Raw genomic sequence first — 22,651 nt, 5'->3', positions numbered from 1 at the left:
AGGCCGCACGAAAACCTCGTACAATACCAAGCAGTCGGTTTGGAGGCGTCGAGCGGTACGGCGCGGCGGGGCGCACGCCCGTGTCACCGCGACGCACGGTGCTACTTGGAGCCACGGGTGACCAAACAGGAACGGGCCGCACGGACCCGCGAGGCGTTGATCAGGTCGGCGGCCGAGGAGTTCGACCGGCACGGCTACACCCTGGCCAAGCTGTCGGCGATCAGCACGGGCGCGGGAGTGAGCCCCGGCGCGCTCCACTTCCACTTCGAGAACAAGCCCGCGGTGGCCGCCGCCGTCGAGCACGAGGCGTCCACCGCCCTGCGCAGGGCGGCCCGCGTCGTCCACCGGCAGGGGTCCGACGCCCTGCAGAACCTCACCGACACCACGCACGCCCTGGCCCGGCTGCTCCGTGAGGACGTCGTCGTCCGCGCGGGCTACCGGCTCAGTTGCTCCCGGGGCTGCCGCACCGACCTGAATCTGCGCCAGGAGTGGCAGAGCTGCGTCCAGCAGCGGCTCGCCGAGGCGGCCGACGAGGGCCTGCTCGCCACCGGCCACGGCGGCCAGCAGGACCTCGTCCGCACGGTGGTGGCCGCCACCGTCGGACTCGAGGCGCTGTGCCGTGACAACGGCGAGTGGCTGTCGCCCGACACCGTCACCGGCTTGTGGCGGACGCTCCTGCCGATGCTGGCCGCTCCCGGGGCGCTCGACGCCCTGGATCCGGCGGGCAGCCCGGCCGTGCCCGCCGCCCGCACTCCGGTCGTCTGACGGCTCGACGGCCGGCCGTCGCGGGGCCCACACGGCGGACCCTTCGACGGCCGACCGTCACGTGGCTCACACGGCGGACCCGGTTCAGGAACCGTCCAGGAGACTCCGGTACCAGGGCAGATGGTCGGCGAAGCCCGCGGCGAAGCCCGGCCCGGGGTCGCGGCCGAGCTCCCGCCAGGGGCGGTCGTCGGCGAACCAGTGGTCGGTCGCGAGCATGTCCAGGTGGTGCTGCGCGAACGGGACGCCGGCGAGCAGCGCGCGGGCCTCGGCGATGTCGACCGCCGGTCCCCGGCTCCTCCCCGTCCGGTGGGTGAGCAGGTCCTCGGCGGCGGCGAGCAGCGTGCGGACCGGCACCGGCTCGGGGTGCTGGACGTAGTACGGACCCGGTCGTGTCGCGGAGGAGAGCGCGGCCCCGAGCAGGACGCCCGCCAGACTGTCCACGTCGATCAGGGAGTGCAGGGACGCTCCCCCGTCGAGCGGCGCCGGCAGGGCGGCGAGGAGCCGGACCACGCCGGGGATCAGCTGCCGGTCGCCGGTGCCGTACACGAGGTGCGGGCGCAGCACGGTCCCGCCCGCGTCCAGGACGTACCGCTCGCCGGCGGCCCTGGTGCGGCTGGTCTCCGAGACGGGGGCGAGCGGCAGACTGCCGGGGGCGGCGGCCCGGAAGGGGCCGCGGCCGTGGACGGACGCGGTGCTCAGGGAGACGATCCGGGTCACCCCGGCGGCCAGGGCGGCGTCGACCAGTGCGCGGGTGCCCTCGTCGTTGACCGCGCGGGCCAGTTCCGCGTCTCCGCCGATCGCCGAGGCGCAGTGGATCAGTACGTCGATCCCTTCGCAGGCGTGGCGCAGCGAGCCGGGGTCGCGGAGGTCGCCCAGGACGGTCTCGGGTTCCGGTCCCGCCGGCGGCTCTCCCGGGGCGCCTTGCGGGCGGCGGGCCAGCAGACGCACGCGCGGGGGGTCCTCGGCCGACGCCGCGGCCGCGCTGACCCGGCTGCCGATGAAGCCGGTCGCGCCGGTGATCAGGAGGTGGGGTGCCATCGTGCTCATCGTGCCGATCGTGTCGATCCGGTTCAGCCCGCCAGCCGGCTGCCGGCGCCGGCCCCGGCCACCGCCAGTTCGCGGAACGGGGAGGTGAGGGTGCACTGGAAGACGGAGTGGCCGTCCTGCCGGCCGGCGATCCGGACGGTGGTCGTCGACGGGTCGGCGCCGGGCACGGTCTCCGTCTCGATCCAGCAGGGGCTGTCGAGTTCGGCGTAGCGGGAGAAGGAGACGTCCATCACGGTGGGCAGGAAGGTCCCGCTGCCGATCGTCGCCGTCGCAGCCTGCCGGGCCGCTTCGAGGAGCACCATGCCGGGCACGTGGTCGTTGGGGCGCCGGAAGAGGGTGGCGTGGGCGGTGTTGATCCGCAGCTGCCACTGGTCGGGGCGGTTGCCCGGGCTCAGGACGACGTCCTTGGCGTCCTCGCGGCCCACCAGGTGCGGAGCGACCTCGGGGATCAGCGGGACGGGCCGGCCGAGCGCCGCCATCCGCTCGCCCCTGATCCTGCGGTACGCGAGGGCGGAGGTGCAGCGCGCCTGGGCCGTGCCGGTGCCGAGGAACCGGCCGTCGCGGGTGAGCACGAGGGTGGTGCGCAGGTCACGGAGGCGGCCGCCACGGCTGCTGAGGTCGGAGCAGATGACGTCGACGGTCACGTCGGAGGAGAGTCCGTCGACGGTGAGCGCCTCGGGATCGGCCCGGTAGGAGAGGCCCCACATGACGAACTGGTCGTCCACGGGTACCCCGAACTCGGCGTGAGCGATCAGCATGGTGGTCTGGCGTATCGTCTCGGCCACCAATACGGGGTCGTGACGGTCCCCTGCCACAGGAGCGAAGAAGGGATGTGAGGCAGGCCAGCGGGCAGAGACGGAGAACCGATTCTCCCGCAATTGAGTCCACCCCGTGGGGATGATGTCCGCGGGATCCGCCCGGTGAACGAACTCCCCGGGGACGTGTGCAGCCGTTCCTCGTCCGTTCCGATCCATGGATCCCCCTTGCAGCCCCGCACCCCTGGGCGGTGTGTCCGCCCGAATTAGAATACGTACAGCGCGGTTTTCTTTTCAATGCTTCACGTCACACGTTGAGCACAGACAGCGAGACAGCAGGAGGCGCCTTGGCGCAGCAAGCGCGTGCAATCCGAACCCGACGGGTGATCCTCGAATCGGCCGCCACCGTCTTCGCGGAGCGCGGCTACGAGCGGACGACCATCGGCGAGATCCTGGTGCGCGCCGGGGTGACCAAGGGAGCTCTGTATTTCCACTTTGCTTCCAAGGAAGATCTTGCGGTCGGCGTGCTCGACGCCCAGATGCTCGACGTGCCGCTGGCTCCGCAGGAGGTCAAGCTCCAGGAACTCGCGGACCAGGCCTTCCTGCTGACCCACCGGCTGCAGCGGGACGCGCTGGTGCGGGCGAGTGTCGCCCTGGCGCTGGACAGCGGCGCCACCGGGGTCGACCGCGCCGCTCCCTTCCGGGCGTGGATCGACCAGGTGTCGGAGATCCTGATGGTCGCGAAGGCGCGGGGGGAACTGCTCGTCCATGTGGACGTGACGGACACCGCCGAGCTGTTCTCCGGCGCCTTCTCGGGGATTCAGGCGATGTCCCAGATCCTGTGCGACCGCAATGACCTGGCCCACCGGGTCTCGGTCCTGCTCCAGCACTTCCTGCCGAGCATCTGCACCCCGGCCCTGCTGCCCCGTCTCGACATGACCGAGGGCCGCGCCGTGCTCCTCGGTGCCGAGTACGACGCCAGTCGGCTCCGGAGGGACGAGGTCCATCTCGCGGACACCCCTGGTTAACAAAACCGACCGGCCGGTCCCAGAGCGCCCCGACGCAGATCAGCGTCGGGGCGCTCTGGCATCATGGCACTGAGTGTGTTTTGCTGAGGGTACTCAGTGCCACAAGCGTCTAGGGGAGCTCCACATCATGGGCAAGGACTTCGACCTGTATCGGCCCTCCGAGGAGCACGACATGCTCCGGGAGTCGGTGCGTGCGCTCGCGGAGGCGAAGATCGTGCCGTTCGCCGCGGCGGTGGACGAGGAGGGCCGGTTCCCGCAGGAGGCCCTGGACGCGCTGGTCGCCAACGACCTGCACGCCGTGCACGTCCCGGAGACCTACGGCGGCGCGGGCGCGGACGCGCTGGCGACGGTGATCGTGATCGAGGAGGTCGCCCGGGCGTGCGGCAGCTCCTCGCTGATCCCGGCGGTCAACAAGCTGGGCTCGCTGCCGGTGATCCTGTCCGGCTCGGAGGAGCTCAAGCACCGCTACCTCGGCCCGCTGGCCAAGGGCGACGCGATGTTCTCCTACGCCCTCTCCGAGCCCGACGCGGGCTCGGACGCGGCCGGCATGAAGACCCGCGCGGTGCGCGACGGGGACTTCTGGGTCCTCAACGGCGTCAAGCGGTGGATCACCAACGCCGGTGTCTCCGAGTACTACACCGTGATGGCCGTCACCGACCCCGACAAGCGCTCCAAGGGCATCTCCGCCTTCGTCGTGGAGAAGTCCGACGAGGGCGTCTCCTTCGGCGCCCCGGAGAAGAAGCTCGGCATCAAGGGCTCCCCGACCCGCGAGGTCTACCTCGACAACGTCCGCATCCCCGCCGACCGCATGATCGGCGCCGAGGGCACCGGCTTCGCCACCGCGATGAAGACCCTCGACCACACCCGCGTCACCATCGCCGCCCAGGCCATCGGCATCGCCCAGGGCGCCCTCGACTACGCCAAGGGCTACGTCAAGGAGCGCAAGCAGTTCGGCAAGCCCATCGCCGACTTCCAGGGCGTCCAGTTCATGCTCGCCGACATGGCCATGAAGCTCGAAGCCGCCCGCCAGCTCACCTACGCCGCCGCCGCCAGGTCCGAGCGCGTCTCCGCCGGCGGCGACAAGGAGGACCTCACCTTCTTCGGCGCCGCCGCCAAGTGCTTCGCCTCCGACGTCGCCATGGAGGTCACCACCGACGCCGTCCAGCTCCTCGGCGGCTACGGCTACACCCGCGACTACCCCGTCGAACGCATGATGCGCGACGCCAAGATCACCCAGATCTACGAAGGCACCAACCAGGTCCAGCGCATCGTCATGGCCCGCAACCTCCCGTAATCGTCTGTCACTTGAAAGGAGCCAGGCCGTGACCCTGAGGATCGCTGTCTGTGTGAAGTACGTACCCGACGCGACCGGCGACCGCGGTTTCGCCGACGACCTGACGGTCGACCGCGACGAGGTCGACGGCCTGCTGTCGGAGCTCGACGAGTACGCCGTCGAGCAGGCGCTGCGGATCTCCGAGGAGTCCGACGACGCCGAGGTCACCGTCGTCACGGTCGGCCCGGACGACGCCAAGGACGCGCTGCGCAAGGCGCTGTCGATGGGCGCCGACAAGGCCGTCCACGTCAACGACGAGGACATCCACGGCTCCGACGTCATCGGCACCTCGGCGATCCTCGCCAAGGCCCTGGAGAAGACCGGCTTCGACCTGGTCGTCTGCGGCATGGCCTCCACCGACGGCACCATGGGCGTGCTGCCCGCGCTGCTCGCCGAGCGGCTGAGCCTGCCGCAGGTCACCCTGCTGTCGGAGCTCTCCGTCGAGGACGGTCTCGTGAAGGGCCGCCGTGACGGCGACGCCGCCACCGAGCTGCTGGAGGCCCCGCTGCCGGCGGTCGTCTCGGTCACCGACCAGTCCGGCGAGGCCCGTTACCCCTCCTTCAAGGGGATCATGGCCGCCAAGAAGAAGCCGGTCCAGGAACTGGACCTGGACGACCTGGACATCGACGCCGACGAGGTGGGTCTCGCCGGGGCGTGGACCCTGGTCGACGCCGTGGCCGCGCGCCCGGCTCGCACCAAGGGCACGATCGTCACGGACGAGGGCGACGGCGGCAAGCAGCTCGCCGCCTTCCTCGCCACCCAGAAGTTCATCTGACCCACCGCCAGCCTGACACCCACAGGAGCAACGAATCATGGCTGAGATCCTGGTTCTCGTGGACCACGCCGACGGTGCGGTCCGCAAGCCGGCCCTCGAACTGCTGACCCTGGCCCGCCGCATCGGCGAGCCCTCGGCGGTCGTGCTCGGCGCCGGCGAGGCCGCGGCCTCGATCGCCGCCACCGCCGGCGAGTACGGCGCGGCGACCGTGTACGTCGCGGACGCCGCCGAGTTCACCGAGCAGCTGGTCGTGCCGAAGGTCGACGCGCTCACCCAGCTCGCCCAGGAGAAGGGGGCGGCCGCCGTCCTGGTGACCTCCTCCGGCGAGGGCAAGGAGATCGCGGCCCGCGTCGCGCTCCGCCTCGGCTCCGGTCTGATCACCGACGCCGTGGAGCTGGAGGCCGGCGAGAACGGCCCGGTCGCCACCCAGTCCGTCTTCGCCGCCTCGTACCAGGTGCGCTCGACGGTCACGCACGGCGCGCCGGTCATCACCGTCAAGCCGAACTCCGCCGCCCCGGAGGCCTCCGCGGCCGCCGGTACGGTCGAGAACGTCACCGTCTCCTTCACCGGCAACGCCGCCAAGGTCGTCTCGCGCACCCCGCGCGTCTCCACCGGCCGTCCCGAGCTGACCGAGTCCGCGATCGTGGTCTCCGGCGGCCGCGGTGTCGGCGCGGCCGAGGGCTTCGCGGTCGTCGAGAAGCTGGCCGACTCGCTCGGCGCGGCCGTCGGCGCCTCGCGTGCCGCCGTGGACGCGGGCTGGTACCCGCACTCCAACCAGGTCGGCCAGACCGGCAAGCAGGTCTCGCCCCAGCTGTACGTCGCGGCGGGCATCTCCGGCGCGATCCAGCACCGGGCCGGCATGCAGACGTCGAAGACGATCGTCGCGGTCAACAAGGACGCCGAGGCCCCGATCTTCGACCTGGTGGACTACGGCGTGGTCGGCGACCTCTTCGAGGTGCTGCCGCAGCTGACGGACGAGATCGGCGCCCGCTGACCCGTCCCCGTCGGATGACGCGGAAAGGGGCGGTGGTGGCACTCTGTGCCACCACCGCCCCTTTCCGTATGTCCTTCGCGCCGAACCGGCGGATCAGATCCACCCGTCGAGGGGGACCTCCTCGCAGAGCCGGACGACCGGCCTGCGACCGGTCACGCCGACCCCCGAGGAGACCTTGACCCGGACGCCGGGGCGCACCGCGTGCAGCGGTCCGTCGACCCGGCAGCGGACGGTGAAGCCCTCCGACATGTACACCGGCCAGAGGTCGGCGTCGGCGGCGGCGACCCCGCGCCGTACGGAGATCACGCCCTCGCCCTCGCTGAGTTCGGGGTTGAGATCGGTCGACCCGCAGGTCGGACAGAGCAGTCGCTGGAACGTCGTGGTGTGGCACCAGCGGCAGCGCTGGAAGTAGAGCTCGGCGTCGGGGCCCGCCTCCTCGGCGGCCTGGACGGCGGCCCCGCTCCTCAGTCCCGTGTGGAACACGATGCCTTCTCCTCGCACTCGGCGGCTCGACCGTGCATGGAGTAAAGATATGGCACTGAGTGCCATCAAATAAAGACCTGAGTTCCCTTAATTAGAGATACCGCGAACCCCGAGGTCGGATCTCAGCTCTCGCCGAGGCTCGATTCCACCTCGCGCACCACGCGCCACATGGGAGTGGACCGCTTGGTGATCACCACGACGACGTCCTCGGCCTCCTCGGCCGGCGCGGCGACGACCGCGTCCGGGCTCCAGGTGCCCCGGACGAACTCCAGGGCGCTGTCCACCTCCGCCAGCGGGTCGCCCTCGCCGCCCGAGCGCAGCCAGTGCCGCAGGGCGTGGTTGTGGGCGGCGACCACGGCCGCCGCGGCCACATTGGCGCGCAGGGTGCCGTCCCTGCGGTCGGCCCACCGGGTGCGCAGATAGTCGCCGAGGGTCTTCTCGTACCGCCAGACCACCGACAGCTCGTACGTGCGCAGCCCGGTCACCTCACGGGTGAGCCGGTAGCGCTGCACGGAGAAGGTCGGGTTCTCGGCGTACATCCGCATGACGAGCCGGGCGGCGCCGCAGACCCGCACCATGGGGTCGTCGGAGTCGGCGCTCGCCGCGAGGAAGCGGGTCATGTCGGCGAGGCACTGCTCGTGGTCGGGGAAGACCACGTCCTCCTTCGACGGGAAGTACCGGAAGAAGGACCGGCGGCCCACGCCCGCGAGGGTGACGATGTCGTCGACCGTGGTCTGCTCGTAGCCCCGCTCGAGAAAGAGCTGGAAGGCCGCGGCGATGAGGGAGTCCCGCATCGCGGGCTTCGTGGAGTTCGTCGACGCTGATCCGGCTGTTCCCATGGGCCGAACCTAACACTCGCATCCCCTTGTTGCGGCACTAGGTGCCGGAAGGATCCGGCACCGAGTGCTCTCGCGAGGGTACGGAGGCCCTGAGGCGGGCTGCGCCAGGGGTCAGCGGGCCGTCATCCGGAGCGCGCCGTCCATCCGGATCGTCTCGCCGTTGAGGTAGTCGTGCTCGGCGATCATCGTCACGAGGCGGGCGTACTCCTCCGGGCGCGCGAGGCGCTGCGGGAAGGTGACGCTCGCGGCGAGACCGGCCCTGACGTCCTCCCCGAACCCGGCCATCATCGGGGTGTCGACGATGCCGGGGGCGACGGTGACCACCCGGATGCCGAACTGCGCGAGGTCGCGGGCGGCGGTGACCGTCATGCCGGCGACACCCGCCTTGGAGGCGGCGTAGGCGATCTGGCCGACCTGGCCCTCGAAGGCGGCGATCGAGGCGGTGTTGACGACGAGACCGCGCTGCCCGTGCTCGTCGGGCTCGTGCCGGGCGATGGCCTCGGCGGCGAGCCGCATCACGTTGAACGTACCGATCAGGTTGACGTCGACGACGGCCCGGAACAGGGCGAGGTCGTGGGGTCCCTTGCGGCCCAGGATGCGGGCCGAAGGCGCGATGCCGGCGCAGTTCACGGCGAGCCGCAGCTCGGCGCCGTCGGCGTCGATCGCGGCGAGGGCCTCGCGGACCTGCTGCTCGTCGGTGACGTCCGCGGCGAGCAGCCGGACGCCCTCGGGCAGCTCCCCGGCGGCGGCCACGGCCTTGTCCAGGTCGAGACCGTAGACCGTGGCGCCCCGGGCGGCGAGCGCCGCGGCGGTGGCGGCGCCGAGACCGGAAGCGGCACCGGTGACGAGAGCGGCGGAGCCGGCGATGTCCATGGAACTCCTCGTTCGTGTCGTGCGGGTGCGACCCTGCCGCCGGGTTGGCCGCCGGATCGGGCGCGTGCCCGCGGAGGACCGCGCGGTCCGCGCGATCTGCGCCGCCCACCATAGAACCGCAGGCCGCGCCCCCGGAAGGGGAGGTGGCGGCCCTCGGCGAGCGCGGCCATGGCACCTCGGGCGGAGGGCCCTCGGACGATGACGTCCCGCATTCCGAGGACGGTGACGGCGTACTCGGCACCGGTGACGCCGTCGGTGCCCGACGGTGCCGGGGATCAGCCGATCGGATGACCCCGGGGTCCACCGTTGCGGGCGTCGGAGGCAGCCGGGACGCCGACCGGCGACGACGGGGGGCGGCCCCAGGATGAAGGAGAAGCGGGCCCCGGAGCACCGACGGCCCCCGCAGTCCACCGAGTTCACTGGAGCAGACCCCATGAAGCACGTGAAGAAGACCTCGCGCACCCGTGCCGTCACCGGTGGTGCGATCGTCGCCGCGCTCGCCCTCGGGGGCTTCGGTGCCTACTCGGCCAGCGCGACCGGTGAGAACACCGCGGCCGCCCCCGCCGCCGCGGCCGCGAAGGCGGACGCCGAGAACAAGAACACCACGCGGTCGACCCACCTGACGATCGAGGCCGCGACGAAGGCCGCGCAGGCCACGCTCGACGCCGCCGAGAAGGAGAACCAGCGCGTCTCCGTCGCCGTCGTCGACCGCAACGGCAACACCATCGTCACCCTCCGCGGCGACGGCGCGGGCCCGCAGTCCTACGAGTCGGCCGAGAAGAAGGCCTACACCGCCGTCTCCTGGAACGCCCCGACCTCCGTCCTCGCCGGCCGCCTCGCCCAGGCCCCCAACCTCAAGGACATCCCCGGCACCCTCTTCCTCGCCGGCGGCGCCCCCGTCACCGCCAAGGGCGCCCCCATCGCGGGCATCGGCGTCGCGGGCGCCCCCTCGGGCGACCTCGACGAGAAGTTCGCCCAGGCCGGAGTCGCCACCCTCGGCAAGTAACCGCACCAACGGCCCAAGGACCGCGACGGCGCCCGGACCCGAACGCGCAGGACGACCGGTGCGACAGCCCCTGGCTGATCACCGGCGTCACGGGTGGCGTCGCCATGATGCGGGCCCTGCTCCCCGCGGGACCGGACCTGGGGCTCACCGACCGCTACGGCGGTACGGCGCTGATCCCGGCGGCCGAGCGGGGCCACGTGGCGGGGCGGGCGGCCGGAAGCGCGACCGGAGGCGGCTACGGGAGCCGATCCGGGAGCGCCCCCCGGGCGGTCGGGCGGTCCGGCGTCACGGCTGGACGAGCCCCCGGCTGATCACAAGGCGCTGGATCTGGTTGGTGCCCTCGAAGATCTGGGTGATCTTGGCTTCGCGCATGTAGCGCTCGACCGGGAAGTCGCGCGTGTAGCCGTAGCCGCCGAGGACCTGGACCGCGTCCGTCGTGACCTTCATGGCCGTGTCGGTGGCGATGAGCTTGGCCGCGCTGGCCTGGCGGCTGAAGGGGCGGCCGAGGTCGCGGCGGCGGGCCGCGTCCAGGTAGGTGGCGCGGGCCGCGTCGACGGCGGCGGCCATGTCGGCGAGGAGGAAGCCGAGGCCCTGGTGGTCGATGATCCGGCGGCCGAAGGTCGTGCGCTCGTTGGCGTACTCCACGGCCGCGTCGAGGGCGGCCTGGGCGAGGCCCGTGGCGCAGGCGGCGATGCCGAGGCGGCCGCTGTCGAGTGCGCTGAAGGCGATCTGGAGTCCCTGGCCCTCGTCCCCGACGAGCCGGTCGGCGTCGAGGAGCGCGCCGTCCCAGTAGGCCGAGGTGGTCGGGACGGCCTGGAGGCCCATCTTGCGTTCGGGGGCGCCGAAGCTGAGGCCGTCGGTGGCGCCGGGGGCGAGGAAGCAGGAGATGCCGTGGCTGCCGGGGGCGGTCCGGGCGAAGAGCGCGTAGAAGTCGGCCTTGCCGCCGTGGGTGATCCACGCCTTGGTGCCGGTGATCCGGTACCCGCCGCCGTCGTCCTGACGCTCGGCCTTGCAGGCGAGGGCGGCCGCGTCGGAGCCTGCCTGCGGCTCGGAGAGGCTGTATCCGCCTATGGTGCGGCCTTCCAGCATCTCGGGCAGCCACCGCTCCTTCTGCTCGGTGGTGCCGAAGGTGTGGAGCGGGTGGCAGGCGAGGGTGTGCACGCTGGTGGCGACGGCGACGGCCGCCCAGCGAGCGGCGAGCTCCTCGAGAACCTGCAGGTAGACCTCGTACGGCTGGCCTCCACCGCCGTACTCCTCGGGGTAGGGCAGACCGAGCAGCCCCGCTTCGCCGAGGGTGGCGAACAGTCCTTCGGGGTACCTCTCGGCGGCCTCGTGCTCGTCCACCCGCGGAGAGAGCTCCTTGTCGGCGATCTCCCGGGTGAGGGCGATGAGGTCCGCTGCCTCGGGGGTGGGAAGCAGGCGGTCGACATCCATATGGCGACTCCAGCGGCGCGCAAAGTGGTACTGGGGAAGGTACTGCAGTACCGCTTAGAGTAGCGCAGGCGAGTGTCCCCGTAACCCCCCGGGAACGCCGGCCTGGAATACTGGCCGGGTGATCGAGACCTCAGCCGCCGACGCCCCGAAGCTGACGGGCCGCGGTGCGGCGCGCCGCTCCGCCCTCTTCGAGGAACTCGTCGCCCTCCTCGTCGGCGAGGGTTTCGCCCGGCTGACGCTCGACGATCTCGCCGCACGCCTCCGCTGCTCGAAGCGGACCCTGTACGGCCTGGCCGGCAGCAAGGAGCAGCTGGTCCGCGCCGCGGTCGTGCACTTCTTCCGGCGGGCCACGGCCCGGGTCGAGGCGGTCCTGGCCGCCGCGACCGACCCCGCCGAGCGGCTGGCCGCCTATCTGCGGGCGGTTTCGGCCGAGCTGGCGCCGGTCTCGCCGCAGTTCTTCGACGACGTGGCGGCGTTCGAGCCGGCGGCGGAGGTGTACGAGCGGAACACCCGCGCGGCGGCCGGCCGGGTCCAGCAGCTCATCGAGGAGGGCGTCCGGGCCGGCGTCTTCCGCGAGGTCCACGTGACCTTCGCGGCCGACGTCATCTCCTCGGTGATGGTCCGCATCCAGCGCCGCCAGGTTGCCGCGGCGACCGGCCTCGCCGACGCCGAGGCGTACGAGCAGCTGGCCGAGCTGCTCCTCAGCGGTCTCCGCCGGGCATGAGCACTCGCCGGCGGCGCGCGTTCAGGTCCTGAAGGCCTCGGCGGCTTATTTCAGGATGTGAGTTAAACCTCAAGAGAAGACGCGCCCAGCCTCCTGCCGGCGGTATGTTGCGCCTAAGACAATCCACCTGGGGGCCCAAGTGACCATGCGGAACGGCCGGACCGTGCGGGACCTGCGACGCGAGAACCGCACCGCCGTCCTTCAACGCCTCTACTTCGACGGGCCGATGAGCCGCTTCTCGCTCGGCCCCGCGACCGGTCTCAGCTCGGGCTCCATCAGCAACGTGGTCGCGGAACTCGTGGCGGAGGGCCTCGTCGAGGAGGCCGGCAGCGTCGACTCGGCCGGCGGACGCCCCCGCACACTGCTCCGCGTCTCCCCCGCCAGCGGCTACATGATCGGCGTCGACGTCGGCGAGACCCGGGTCAGGATCGAGCTGTTCGACCTCACCCTCACCGAACTCGCCCGCACCGAACGCCCGTTGGCCGTCGGCAGCCCGAACTCCCACGACCGGTACGAGGTCGGGGTCGTCGTCGCGCACGTCCGGGAGGGCATCGCCGAGGTGCTGCGCCTCGCGGACGTCCCCCCGGAAGGACTCCTCGGCGTCGGCGTCGGGGTCCCCGGCATCGTCGCCCGCACCGCCGAGGACGGCGCGGTCGTGCACGGCCAGACCATCGGCTGGGACGCCGTCCCCCTGGAACGGCTGCTGCGGGAGAGCGTGGAGCTCCCGGCCTCGGTGCCGTACTGGATCGACAACGGTGCCAAGACCCTGGGCCAGGCCGAGATGTGGTTCGGTGCCGGGCGGGGGGCGCGCAGTGCGGTGGTGGTGCTCTTCGGTTCGGGCGTCGGCGCCTGCGTGGTGACCGATCCGATGGGGCCGGGCCGGGCGATCGAGTGGGGTCATCTGACGGTACGGGTCCGCGGGCGCCGCTGCCGGTGCGGAGCGCGGGGCTGCCTGGAGGCGTACGCCGGGGCCGAGGCGCTCCTGGAGCGGTGGCGCGAGGCCGGGGGCCTGCCCCCGGCTGATGCGGACGAGGAGACGGCGCTGACGGCGATGCTCGCGGCGGCCTACCCGGCGGAGCCGGGGACGGAGCCCGACGCCACCGCGCTCGCCGTCCTGGAGGAGACCGCCGAGTACCTGGGCGCCGGATTCGCCGACCTCATCAACCTCTTCCAGCCCGAGCGCATCCTGGTCGGCGGCTGGGCCGGACTCCAGCTCGGCGCCCGCTTCCTGGAGACGGTCAAGGGGTACGCGAGCCAGTACGCCCTCGCGTACCCGGCGGCCCGGGTCGGCATCGGCATGGGCACCCTCGGTCCGGACGCGGTCACGGTCGGGGCGGCGATCCTGCCGCTCGCGGACTTCTTCGGCCGGGGCGGCCGTCGGGCCGAGGCGGAGCCCGAGACGGCCGAGGAGCAGCCGGCCTGGGCGTCGACCGTCCGGGACCGGGCGGCGCACTGAGCGTGCGCCGCCTGCCGACCGACAACGACGCGGCGAGCGTGCGTGCCAGACCCCGCGAGCCCGGCCTGATCGACAGGCCCTACGCGACGGAACCTATGCGGCCCGTCGGCGCGCGGGGGCCGTCGTGGTGGATCGGGGTGTGGGCGCCGGTGAGCGAGGCGCCCGTGCCGCCCCGGCGGTTGGCGACGATCTCCGCGCCGATCGACAGGGCCGTCTCCTCGGGCGTACGGGCGCCGAGGTCGAGGCCGATCGGGGAGCGCAGCCGGGCGAGTTCGATCTCGGTGACGCCGACCTCGCGGAGGCGCTTGTTGCGGTCCTCGTGGGTACGGCGGGAGCCCATCGCGCCGACGTAGGCGACGGGAAGCCTGAGGGCCGCCTCGAGCAGCGGCACGTCGAACTTGGCGTCGTGGGTCAGGACGCAGAGCACCGTACGGCCGTCCACCTCCGTGGACTCCAGATAGCGGTGGGGCCATTCGACGACGATGTCGTCGGCCTCGGGGAAGCGGGCCGGGGTCGCGAAGACGGGCCGCGCGTCGCACACGGTGACGTGGTAGCCGAGGAACTTGCCGACCCGGACCAGGGCGGCGGCGAAGTCGATGGCGCCGAAGACGATCATGCGGGGGGCCGGGACCGAGGACTCGACCAGGAGGGTCAGCGGCTGTCCGCAGCGGCTGCCGTCCTCGCCGATCTCCACCGTGCCGGTGCGGCCCGCGTCGAGCATCGCGCGGGCCTCGCCCGCCGCCGTGCGGTCCAGCTCCGGGTGACCGCCGAGCTTTCCCTCGTGGGAGCCGTCGGGACGGACCAGGAGTGCCCGGCCCATGAGGTCCTCGGGGCCGGAGACGATCCGGGCCAGGGCGGCCGCCTCCCCCGTGACGGCGGCGGCCAGCGCGGCGGGGACGACCCCGCCGCGGACCGGGGTGACGAGGATGTCGATGATGCCGCCGCAGGTCAGACCGACCGCGAAGGCGTCCTCGTCGCTGTAGCCGAAGCGCTCGACGACGGTCTTCCCGTCCTCGAGGGCCTGCCGGCACAGCTCATAGACCGCGCCCTCCACACACCCGCCGGAGACCGAGCCGATCGCCGTGCCGTCGCTGTCGACGGCGAGCGCGGCGCCCGGCTGCCGGGGCGCGCTGCCGCCGACCGCCACGACCGTGGCGACGGCGAACGTGCGTCCCTGCTCGACCCACCGGTGCAGCTCTTCGGCGATGTCCAGCATCTCGAACTCCTCGATATGTGTGTGGAGGGTGACGGTTCAGGCGTCAGCTGACGCCCAGCCAGCTCTCGATCGGATGGATCGCGAAGAACACGATGAAGATCGCGGTCAGGCCCCACATGAAGGCGCCCACTTCGCGTGCCTTGCCCTGCGCCGTCTTGATGACGGTGTAGGAGATGACGCCGGCCGCGACACCCGTGGTGATGGTGTACGTGAAGGGCATCAGGACCACGGTGAGGAACACCGGGATCGCGACGGAGCGGTCGCTCCAGTCGACGTGCTTGGCGTTCTGCATCATCATCGCGCCGATGACGACCAGGGCCGCGGAGGCCACCTCGGCCGGCACGATCGCGGTGATCGGGGTGAAGAAGAGGCAGGCCGCGAAGAACGCGCCGGTGATGACGGAGGACAGACCCGTACGGGCACCCTCGCCGACGCCGGTGGCCGACTCGACGAAGACGGTCTGGCCGGAGCCGCCGCCGACGCCGCCGATGACGCCGCCCGCGCCGTCGATGAACAGCGCCTTGGAGAGGCCGGGCATCCGGCCCTGGGAGTCGGCGAGCTTGGCCTCGGAGCCGACGCCGATGATCGTGGCCATGGCGTCGAAGAAGCCGGCGAGCACCAGGGTGAAGATGATCATGGTGATCGTGATGTAGCCGACGTCGCCCCAGCCGCTGAAGGACACATCGCCGATGAGCGAGAAGTCCGGCGTGGAGACCGCACTGCCGTTGAGCTCCGGCGGGCCGGAGAACCAGGCCTTGGCCGGCAGGTCGCCGACGGCGTTGACGATGGCGGCGATGACCGTGCCCGCCACGATGCCGATCAGGATGGCGCCGGGCACGTTGCGGGCCTGGAGCGCGAAGATCAGCAGCAGGGTGAAGGCGAAGATGAGGACCGGCCACCCGGCCAGCTCACCGGTCGGGCCGAGGACCACGGGGCCACCGCCGGGAGAGGGGTTCTCGTGGACGAAGCCCGCCTTGACGAAGCCGATCAGTGCGATGAAGAGACCGATGCCGATGGTGATCGCGTGCTTGATCGCCAGCGGGATGGCGTTCATGATCATCTCGCGGAGGCCGGTGACCACCAGGAGACAGATCACCACACCGTAGGCCACACACATGGCCATGGCCTGCGGCCAGGTCATGACGGCGATGACCTGCGAGGACAGCACGCCGGAGACGCTGAGACCGGCTGCGAGGGCGAGGGGGACCTTGCCCCAGAAGCCCATGAGCAGGGTGGTCACGGCGGCGGCGAGCGCGGTCGCGGTGATGAGGGCGGGCTGGCTGAGGACGTTGCCGTCCACATCCTTGCCGCCGAGGATCAGGGGGTTGAGCAGGAGAATGTACGCCATCGCCATGAAGGTGGTGACGCCGCCGCGGATCTCCGTCGCGACGGTGGATCCTCTCTCCGAGATGTGAAAGTACCGGTCGAGCCAAGAGCGGCCGGCGGGGACGTTCGAGCCGGAGCCCGCGTCCTCCGAAGCGGTCTTGGGCTCCACAGACGACTGGGTCATGGGGCCTACTCCCAAGGTTCAAAGGGGCACCCGCGTCAGACCTCGAAGGACTTCTGATCTGCTGAAGTTGCGGGATTTGGGATGGTGCGTGGGCTGCACGACCCGGGGGACGGCCCGAGACGAACGGGGTGAAGCGGTACTGCGTGATGAAGCGGTACTGCGGAACTGCCGTTACTACGGGTGCTGCTGGTACTGCGGTTACCACGGGGTGCTGCTGGTACTGCGGGGGGTTACTCCGGGCGGTACGGGCTGGGGAAGGTGTGACGTTCCCTGGGAGGCACGTACCGCCCGGAGAGTCCTACAGGGTGCCGGTGAGCGCCTCGGGGCGGACCGGCGTCTTGTTGAGCTCCAGGCCCGTCGCCGCCCGGATCGCCGCGAGGACGGCCGGGGTGGACGACAGGGTCGGAGCCTCGCCGATGCCCCGTACGCCGTACGGCGCGTTGGGATCGGCCAGTTCGAGGTAGTCGACCGGGATGGTCGGCGTGTCGAGGATCGTCGGGATCAGGTAGTCCGTGAAGGAGGGGTTGCGCACCTTCGCGGTCTTCGGGTCGACGATGATCTCCTCCATCACCGCGACGCCCAGGCCCTGGGTGGTGCCACCCTGGATCTGGCCGATCACGGAGAGCGGGTTGAGCGCCTTGCCGACGTCCTGGGCGCAGGCCAGTTCGATGACCTTGACCAGGCCCAGCTCGGTGTCGACCTCCACCACCGCGCGGTGCGCGGCGAAGGCGTACTGGACGTGTCCGTCGCCCTGGCCGGTGACGAGGTCGAAGGCCTGGGTGGGGCGGTGCCGCCACTCCTCCTCCACCTCCACGGCCTGGCCCTCGAGGACGTCCGCGATGGTGGCGAGGACGTCGCCGCCGTCGGTGACGACCTTGCCGCCCTCCAGGAGGAGTTCGGCGTTGGCCCACGCCGGGTGGTACGAGCCGAACTTCTGCCGGCCGATCTCCAGCACCTTCTCGCGGACGATCCCGCAGGAGTTCTTGATGGCGCCGCCGGTCATGTACGTCTGGCGGCCCGCGGAGGTCGAACCGGCCGAGCCCACCTGGGTGTCGGCGGGGTGGATGGTGACCTGCTGGACACCGAGCTCGGTACGGGCGATCTGCGCGTGGATGGTGACGCCGCCCTGGCCGACCTCCGCCATCGCGGTGTGGACGGTGGCCACGGCCTCGCCGTTGATGACCTCCATGCGGATCTTGGCGGTCGAGTAGTCGTCGAAGCCCTCGGAGAAGCCGACGTTCTTGATGCCCACGGCGTAGCCGACGCCCCGGACGACACCTTCACCGTGCGTGGTGTTGGAGAGGCCACCCGGAAGAGCGCGGACGTCCGCGTCCTCACCGGCCGCGAGCCACTGCTGCTCCGGCGGCATCGGGCGGGCCTTGACGATCCGCAGGAGCTCGGCGACCGGGGCCGGCGAGTCCACGACCTGGCCGGTCGGCATGATCGTGCCCTGCTCCATGGCGTTGAGCTGGCGCAGTTCCACCGGGTCCATGCCCAGCTTCGCCGCGAGCTTGTCCATCTGGGCCTCGTAGGCGAAGCAGGCCTGGACCGCGCCGAAGCCGCGCATCGCGCCGCAGGGCGGGTTGTTGGTGTAGAGGCCGATCGCCTCGATCTCGACGTCCTCGATGACGTACGGGCCGACCGAGAGGGACGAGGCGTTGCCGACGACCGACGCCGTGGACGAGGCGTAGGCCCCGCCGTCGAGCACGATCTTGCACTTCATGTGCGTGAGCTTGCCGTCCTTGGTGGCGCCGTGCTCGTACCAGAGCTTCGCCGGGTGCCGGTGGACGTGCCCGAAGAAGGACTCGTACCGGTTGTAGACCATCTTGACCGGCTTGCCGGTGCGCAGGGCGAGGATCGAGGCGAGGATCTGCATGGAGATGTCCTCGCGGCCGCCGAAGGCGCCGCCGACACCGGCCATCGTCATGCGGACCTTCTCCTCGGGCAGGCCGAGGCAGGGGGCGATCTGCTTGAGGTCCGAGTGCAGCCACTGGGTGGCGACGTACAGGTCGACGCCGCCGTCCTCGGACGGCACGGCGAGGCCGGACTCCGGGCCGAGGAAGGCCTGGTCCTGCATGCCGAAGGTGTACTCGCCGGTGACGATCACGTCGGCCCGCTTGGCGGCCTCGGTCGCGTCGCCGCGGATGATCGGCTGACGGTGCACGATGTTGGGGTGCGGGACGTGACCGGAGTGGTGGTCGTCGCGGCCCTCGTGGACCAGGATCGCGTCCGGAGCGGTGGCCGAGGCCTCGTCCGTGATGACCGGGAGCTCCCGGTACTCGATCTTGATCTTCGCGGCGGCGCGGCGGGCGGTCTCCGGGTGGTCGGCGGCCACGAGGGCGACCGGCTCACCGTGGTGACGGACCTTGCCGTAGGCCAGGACCGGGGTGTCCTGGAACTCCATGCCGTAGTTCTTCGCGGCGGGCAGGTCCTCGTGGGTCAGTACGGCGTAGACGCCGTCCATCACGAGGGCCTCCGTCGTGTCGATGGACACGATCTCGGCGTGCGCGACGGTGGACCGCAGGATCTGGCCCCACAGCATGTCCTCGTGCCACATGTCCGAGGAGTACGCGAACTCGCCGGTGACCTTGAGGGTGCCGTCGGGGCGCAGCGTGGACTCGCCGATGCCGCCCTTGACGTGGTTCTGCGTGACGTCGGTGGGCGTGCCCACCGGAGTCGTGCGGGTGTTCTGAGCCATCGTCAGACCGCCTCTCCCTGACGCTCCTGGCGAGCGGCCGCGAGGCGGACCGCGTCGAGGATCTTCTCGTAACCGGTGCAGCGGCAGAGGTTGCCGGAGAGCGCCTCGCGGATGTCCGCGTCCGTCGGGGACGGGTTGCGCTCCAGCATCTCGTCGGCCGCGACCAGCAGACCGGGGGTGCAGAAACCGCACTGGACGGCGCCGGCGTCGATGAACGCCTGCTGGATCGGGGACAGTTCGACGCCCTCGCCGGTCTGCGAGTCCTGACCGGGCTTCGCTTCCCACCGCTTGGCGGCGTCGAGCGAGGTGCCGCAGGTGCCGGAGGCGCAACCGGCGTGCTCCGTACGATCCTTGGCGAACTCGGCGAGGCCCTCGACGGTGACGACCTCGCGGCCCTCGACCTGACCGGCCGCGACGAGACAGGAACAGACCGGCACTCCGTCGAGGCGGACCGTGCAGGAGCCGCACTCGCCCTGCTCGCAGGCGTTCTTGGAGCCGGGAAGGCCCATCCGCTCACGCAGGACGTAGAGGAGGGACTCGCCCTCCCAGACGTCGTCGGCTTCCTGCGGACGACCGTTGACCGTGAAATTGACGCGCATGGTTATGCAGCTCCCTCAAGCGTGCGGCCGCTGCCGCGGTACTGCTCCCAGGTCCAGCCGAGCTGGCGGCGGGCCATGATGCCGACGGCGTGGCGGCGGTACTTGGCGGTGCCTCGGACATCGTCGATCGGGTTGGCGGCGCCCGAGCAGAGGTCGGCGAACTGCTTCGCGATCGACGGGGTGATGATCTTTCCGTTGTCCCAGAAGCCGCCCTCCTCGAGGGCCGCGTTCAGGAAGGCCTCGGCCTCCTTGGCGCGGATCGGGGTCGGCGCGGCCGAGCCGATGCCGGTGCGCACCGTCCGGGTCTCCGGGTGCAGGGCCAGGCCGAAGGCGCAGACCGCGATGACCATCGCGTTGCGGGTGCCGACCTTGGAGTACTGCTGGGGGCCGTCCGCCTTCTTGACGTGGACGGTCTTGATGAGCTCGTCGGGCTGCAGCGCGTTGCGCTTCACGCCCGTGTAGAACTCGTCGATCGGGATGAACCGGCTGCCGCGCACCGACTCGACCTCGACCTCGGCACCCGCGGCGAGCAGGGCCGGGTGGGCGTCACCGGCGGGCGAGGCGGTGCCGAGGTTGCCCCCGACGCCGCCGCGGTTACGGATCTGCGGGGAGGCGACCGTGTGCGAGGCGAGCGCCAGGCCGGGCAGTTCGGCCCGCAGGTTCTCCATGATCTGGGTGTACGGAACGGCGGCGCCGAGGCGGACGTTCTCCTCGCCGACCTCCCACTCACGCAGCAGCTCGATGCGGTTCAGGTCCAGGAGGTACTCGGGCCGCCGGTGGTCGAAATTGATCTCGACCATGACGTCCGTGCCACCCGAAAGGGGCACGGCCGTGGGGTGCTCTGCCTTGGCGGCGAGCGCCTCCTCCCAGCTGGCGGGGCGAAGGAAGTCCATGGTGGCTCTCTTCTAGTGATTCTGGTGATCGGGGGTCGTGCGCAGGGTTCCGGGGGGACGGCCGGTCCTCGACTTCACGTTCATGTGCTGTTCACGCGGTGTGTGGCCTAGTACACAAGCCCACGATCGCCCGGGTGCAGTCACCGAAAACATGAAGGAGTTGGCTGGGTCCCGTCGTCGTCTTGTAGATTCGAACGAAAGGCGGGGAACGGTTACCTCGCCGTTTTCCCCTGGAAACGGTGGCCCCACGCCACCGTCGACAACGCGACAACCCCACCACCCACTGACGAAGGAACGGCGGCGACACGATGCGGCTGCGCGCACTGCTGGAGAACGACGCGCTCGGGCTGCGCCTGCTCGGCGGCGAGGACGAGCTGGACCGCACCGTCCGCGGCGTGATGACGACGGACCTCAAGGACCCCAGCCGTTACCTGTCCGGCGGCGAGCTGGTGCTGACCGGCCTCGCGTGGCTGCGGGAGCCGGCCGACGCCGAGCCCTTCGCCCGGATCCTGGCCTCGGCCGGGGTGGCCGCGCTGGCGGCGGGCGAGGCGGAGCTGGGCGACATCCCCGACGATCTCGTAGAGGCGTGTTCACGCCATCGTCTGCCGCTTTTCGCCGTGAACGAGACCGTTGCGTTCGCGACGATCACCGAACACGTTGTTCGACAGGTCTCCGGCGAGCGGGCGGGCGACCTGGCGGCCGTCGTCGACCGGCACCGGCGGCTCATGACCTCGGGACCGGCGGGCGGCGGCCCCGAGGTGGTCCTCGACCTCCTCGGCTCCGACCTCGACCTGCGGGCGTGGGTCCTCTCCCCCACCGGCCGCCAGATCGCGGGCGCGGGCGAGCCCCTCCCGGCCCCCCTCGCGGCCACGCTCGCCGGTGAGCACCTGGCCGCCACCCGGACCGGTCGGCGCGGCCCGCACCGGCTGAGCACGGGCGGAACGGCGTACTCCCTCTTTCCGATCCGCAACACCGGCCGGGGTGCCGCCCCGGCCTCCCGAGACGTGCGCGAGACGGTCCTCTCGGACTGGCTGCTCGCCGTCGAGGCGGACGCCGGGGACTGGCCGGCGGCCCGGCTGGACCTCCTCCAGGGCGTCACGCAGCTGATCGCCGTGGAGCGGGACCGGCGCGACGCGGCCCGTACGGTACGGCGCAGGCTCGCCCAGGAGGTCCTGGAGCTGGTGCAGTCGGGCGCCGCGCCGGCCGAGATCGCGGCCAGGCTGCGGGTGGCCGCCCCGGTGCTGCTGCCCGGGCTCGGCACGGCACCGCACTGGCAGGTGGTCGTCGCCCGCGTCGAGTGGGAGCAGGAGGCCGGTCAGGGCTCCCCCGTGGACGCCGGGCCCGTCGCCCAGGCGCTCCTGGAGGAGATCCTCGTCGACCCGGCGACCGTGGGGGCCGAGTCCGCCGACCGCATCGCCGTGGCGCACAGCGGCGACGAGGCCATCGCACTGGTCCCGCTGGCCGCCGGTCCGCTGCCGGACAGCGAGGACGACGGCCCGGCCACCGCCCTGGGCCTGCACGCGGACGCGCTGCTCGCGGCCGTACGCACTCCGCTGTCGGCCGGCCTGGCCGACGACGGGCGGCTCACCCTCGGGGTCAGCGCCGCCGTGCACTCGGCGGAGGGCCTGCGCGGGGCCCTGGAGGAGGCCCGGCACGCCCGCCGGGTCGCCGCGGCCCGTCCGGGCCGGGTCTGCGCCGCGGGCCACCACGAGCTGGCCTCGCACGTGCTGCTGCTGCCGTTCGTCCCGGACGACGTCCGGCGCGCGTTCACGGCCCGCCTGCTCGACCCGCTGCGCGACTACGACCGCCGGCACCGCGCGGAGCTGATCCCGACCCTGGAGGCCTTCCTGGACTGCGACGGCTCCTGGACACGCTGTGCGACCCGGCTCCACCTGCACGTGAACACGCTGCGGTACCGGGTGGGCCGGATCGAGCAGCTCACGGGCCGCGATCTGTCCCGGCTCGAGGACAAGCTCGACTTCTTCCTCGCCCTGCGGATGAGCTGATCGGATGATCCCGGGGATCTCCCCGGTGGATTCACCCTTTCGGGCGAGTCCGACGGAGTGACATCCGGGCCGGTGGGGGCCCGTCGACCGGGTCGGCCGACGGGCCCCTCCGGGCCTTGATCACGGGCCCGGCGGGGCTTCGAGGCCGTTCCGGCCGCGGCCCGGACGGTGGTACACCGATCCGCCGGACTCTTGTGAATTCTTTCACCTGACCCCT

Annotated in this window: 20 protein-coding genes and 1 pseudogene; 10 read left to right on the top strand and 11 right to left on the bottom strand. The window is 71.7% G+C overall.

Annotation, left to right across the window (positions count from 1 at the left end):
* The first annotated feature begins 117 nt into the window (after nt 1-117).
* Nucleotides 118-765 (top strand): ScbR family autoregulator-binding transcription factor, encoded by a 648-nt coding sequence (locus tag OG392_RS29325; protein WP_329284338.1) that lies wholly within the window; start codon nt 118-120, stop codon nt 763-765.
* A gap of 84 nt (nt 766-849) precedes the next feature.
* On the opposite strand, the gene OG392_RS29320 is transcribed toward OG392_RS29325, so the two are convergent.
* Both OG392_RS29320 and OG392_RS29315 read right to left on the bottom strand, forming a co-directional pair.
* Nucleotides 850-1,812 carry an NAD-dependent epimerase/dehydratase family protein gene (locus tag OG392_RS29320; protein WP_329284337.1) on the bottom strand — a complete coding sequence of 321 codons (963 nt, stop codon included), beginning with the start codon at nt 1,810-1,812 and terminating at the stop codon, nt 850-852.
* A gap of 23 nt (nt 1,813-1,835) precedes the next feature.
* Entirely contained in the window at nt 1,836-2,786 is a 951-nt protein-coding gene (locus OG392_RS29315; RefSeq protein WP_329284335.1) for a ScbA/BarX family gamma-butyrolactone biosynthesis protein, read from the bottom strand.
* Nucleotides 2,787-2,881: 95 nt separating this feature from the next.
* Between OG392_RS29315 and OG392_RS29310 the strand changes: the two genes are divergently transcribed.
* The 4 genes from OG392_RS29310 to OG392_RS29295 all read left to right on the top strand — a co-directional run bounded on the left by OG392_RS29310 (nt 2,882) and on the right by OG392_RS29295 (nt 6,697).
* The gene (locus OG392_RS29310; protein WP_329284333.1) at nt 2,882-3,595 is read left to right on the top strand and encodes a ScbR family autoregulator-binding transcription factor; all 714 of its coding nucleotides are present in this window, start codon (nt 2,882-2,884) and stop codon (nt 3,593-3,595) included.
* A 127-nt stretch (nt 3,596-3,722) separates the two neighbouring features.
* Entirely contained in the window at nt 3,723-4,889 is a 1,167-nt protein-coding gene (locus OG392_RS29305; protein ID WP_329284331.1) for an acyl-CoA dehydrogenase family protein, read from the top strand.
* A 28-nt stretch (nt 4,890-4,917) separates the two neighbouring features.
* Nucleotides 4,918-5,703: an electron transfer flavoprotein subunit beta/FixA family protein gene (locus OG392_RS29300; RefSeq protein ID WP_329284329.1), complete on the top strand. Its 786-nt coding sequence runs from the start codon at nt 4,918-4,920 to the stop codon at nt 5,701-5,703.
* Nucleotides 5,704-5,740: 37 nt separating this feature from the next.
* The gene (locus tag OG392_RS29295; protein ID WP_329284327.1) at nt 5,741-6,697 is read left to right on the top strand and encodes an electron transfer flavoprotein subunit alpha/FixB family protein; all 957 of its coding nucleotides are present in this window, start codon (nt 5,741-5,743) and stop codon (nt 6,695-6,697) included.
* Between the two features lie 93 nt (nt 6,698-6,790).
* On the opposite strand, the gene OG392_RS29290 is transcribed toward OG392_RS29295, so the two are convergent.
* From OG392_RS29290 to OG392_RS29280, 3 genes are all read right to left on the bottom strand, one after another.
* Complete coding sequence (locus OG392_RS29290) at nt 6,791-7,180, bottom strand: zinc ribbon domain-containing protein (protein WP_329284324.1); 390 nt, start codon at nt 7,178-7,180, stop codon at nt 6,791-6,793.
* 122 nt (nt 7,181-7,302) lie between these two features.
* Entirely contained in the window at nt 7,303-8,019 is a 717-nt protein-coding gene (locus tag OG392_RS29285; protein WP_030327028.1) for a TetR family transcriptional regulator, read from the bottom strand.
* Nucleotides 8,020-8,130: 111 nt separating this feature from the next.
* Nucleotides 8,131-8,892 (bottom strand): SDR family NAD(P)-dependent oxidoreductase, encoded by a 762-nt coding sequence (locus OG392_RS29280; protein WP_329284319.1) that lies wholly within the window; start codon nt 8,890-8,892, stop codon nt 8,131-8,133.
* Nucleotides 8,893-9,334: 442 nt separating this feature from the next.
* Here OG392_RS29280 and OG392_RS29275 point away from each other — a divergent pair, with 442 nt between their 5' ends.
* Both OG392_RS29275 and OG392_RS29270 read left to right on the top strand, forming a co-directional pair.
* A complete protein-coding gene (locus OG392_RS29275) occupies nt 9,335-9,898 on the top strand; it encodes a GlcG/HbpS family heme-binding protein (RefSeq protein WP_329287519.1) in 564 nt (187 codons plus the stop codon).
* 35 nt (nt 9,899-9,933) lie between these two features.
* Nucleotides 9,934-10,101: pseudogene (locus OG392_RS29270) on the top strand (ankyrin repeat domain-containing protein); the annotation flags it as partial.
* 82 nt (nt 10,102-10,183) lie between these two features.
* Here OG392_RS29270 and OG392_RS29265 read toward each other — a convergent pair.
* A complete protein-coding gene (locus OG392_RS29265) occupies nt 10,184-11,332 on the bottom strand; it encodes an acyl-CoA dehydrogenase family protein (RefSeq protein WP_329284316.1) in 1,149 nt (382 codons plus the stop codon).
* A 118-nt stretch (nt 11,333-11,450) separates the two neighbouring features.
* Between OG392_RS29265 and OG392_RS29260 the strand changes: the two genes are divergently transcribed.
* Entirely contained in the window at nt 11,451-12,056 is a 606-nt protein-coding gene (locus tag OG392_RS29260; RefSeq protein ID WP_189806881.1) for a TetR/AcrR family transcriptional regulator, read from the top strand.
* A gap of 139 nt (nt 12,057-12,195) precedes the next feature.
* A complete protein-coding gene (locus tag OG392_RS29255; RefSeq protein ID WP_329284314.1) occupies nt 12,196-13,512 on the top strand; it encodes an ROK family transcriptional regulator in 1,317 nt (438 codons plus the stop codon).
* A 79-nt stretch (nt 13,513-13,591) separates the two neighbouring features.
* On the opposite strand, the gene OG392_RS29250 is transcribed toward OG392_RS29255, so the two are convergent.
* The 5 genes from OG392_RS29250 to OG392_RS29230 all read right to left on the bottom strand — a co-directional run bounded on the left by OG392_RS29250 (nt 13,592) and on the right by OG392_RS29230 (nt 20,428).
* A complete protein-coding gene (locus tag OG392_RS29250) occupies nt 13,592-14,728 on the bottom strand; it encodes an XdhC/CoxI family protein (protein ID WP_329284312.1) in 1,137 nt (378 codons plus the stop codon).
* 43 nt (nt 14,729-14,771) lie between these two features.
* Nucleotides 14,772-16,238, bottom strand: coding sequence for an NCS2 family permease (locus tag OG392_RS29245; protein ID WP_329284310.1), 1,467 nt, complete (start codon nt 16,236-16,238; stop codon nt 14,772-14,774).
* A gap of 298 nt (nt 16,239-16,536) precedes the next feature.
* Nucleotides 16,537-18,936, bottom strand: a complete 2,400-nt coding sequence (locus OG392_RS29240) for a xanthine dehydrogenase family protein molybdopterin-binding subunit (protein WP_329284308.1) — start codon at nt 18,934-18,936, stop codon at nt 16,537-16,539.
* 2 nt (nt 18,937-18,938) lie between these two features.
* Nucleotides 18,939-19,535: a (2Fe-2S)-binding protein gene (locus OG392_RS29235; protein ID WP_329284305.1), complete on the bottom strand. Its 597-nt coding sequence runs from the start codon at nt 19,533-19,535 to the stop codon at nt 18,939-18,941.
* A gap of 2 nt (nt 19,536-19,537) precedes the next feature.
* A complete protein-coding gene (locus OG392_RS29230; protein ID WP_329284302.1) occupies nt 19,538-20,428 on the bottom strand; it encodes an FAD binding domain-containing protein in 891 nt (296 codons plus the stop codon).
* A gap of 308 nt (nt 20,429-20,736) precedes the next feature.
* On the opposite strand from OG392_RS29230, the gene OG392_RS29225 reads away from it, so the two are divergent.
* Complete coding sequence (locus OG392_RS29225) at nt 20,737-22,434, top strand: PucR family transcriptional regulator (RefSeq protein WP_329284300.1); 1,698 nt, start codon at nt 20,737-20,739, stop codon at nt 22,432-22,434.
* Nucleotides 22,435-22,651 lie beyond the last annotated feature (217 nt).

The sequence above is a fragment of the Streptomyces sp. NBC_00691 genome (assembly GCF_036226665.1).
In the GTDB taxonomy this organism is placed as follows: domain Bacteria; phylum Actinomycetota; class Actinomycetes; order Streptomycetales; family Streptomycetaceae; genus Streptomyces.
The sequence above is the reverse complement of the archived record's forward strand: the minus strand, read 5'-3'. Positions and strand labels throughout refer to the sequence as shown.

Excerpts from the sequence above, each read along its gene's own strand:
- OG392_RS29320 (WP_329284337.1), bottom strand. The coding sequence starts at position 1,812 with ATGAGCACGATGGCACCCCACCTCCTGATCACCGGCGCGACCGGCTTC.
- OG392_RS29315 (WP_329284335.1), bottom strand. The coding sequence starts at position 2,786 with ATGGATCGGAACGGACGAGGAACGGCTGCACACGTCCCCGGGGAGTTC.
- OG392_RS29305 (WP_329284331.1), top strand. The coding sequence starts at position 3,723 with ATGGGCAAGGACTTCGACCTGTATCGGCCCTCCGAGGAGCACGACATG.
- OG392_RS29295 (WP_329284327.1), top strand. The coding sequence starts at position 5,741 with ATGGCTGAGATCCTGGTTCTCGTGGACCACGCCGACGGTGCGGTCCGC.
- OG392_RS29285 (WP_030327028.1), bottom strand. The coding sequence starts at position 8,019 with ATGGGAACAGCCGGATCAGCGTCGACGAACTCCACGAAGCCCGCGATG.
- OG392_RS29280 (WP_329284319.1), bottom strand. The coding sequence starts at position 8,892 with ATGGACATCGCCGGCTCCGCCGCTCTCGTCACCGGTGCCGCTTCCGGT.
- OG392_RS29265 (WP_329284316.1), bottom strand. The coding sequence starts at position 11,332 with ATGGATGTCGACCGCCTGCTTCCCACCCCCGAGGCAGCGGACCTCATC.
- OG392_RS29250 (WP_329284312.1), bottom strand. The coding sequence starts at position 14,728 with ATGCTGGACATCGCCGAAGAGCTGCACCGGTGGGTCGAGCAGGGACGC.
- OG392_RS29245 (WP_329284310.1), bottom strand. The coding sequence starts at position 16,238 with ATGACCCAGTCGTCTGTGGAGCCCAAGACCGCTTCGGAGGACGCGGGC.
- OG392_RS29240 (WP_329284308.1), bottom strand. The coding sequence starts at position 18,936 with ATGGCTCAGAACACCCGCACGACTCCGGTGGGCACGCCCACCGACGTC.
- OG392_RS29235 (WP_329284305.1), bottom strand. The coding sequence starts at position 19,535 with ATGCGCGTCAATTTCACGGTCAACGGTCGTCCGCAGGAAGCCGACGAC.
- OG392_RS29230 (WP_329284302.1), bottom strand. The coding sequence starts at position 20,428 with ATGGACTTCCTTCGCCCCGCCAGCTGGGAGGAGGCGCTCGCCGCCAAG.
- OG392_RS29225 (WP_329284300.1), top strand. The coding sequence starts at position 20,737 with ATGCGGCTGCGCGCACTGCTGGAGAACGACGCGCTCGGGCTGCGCCTG.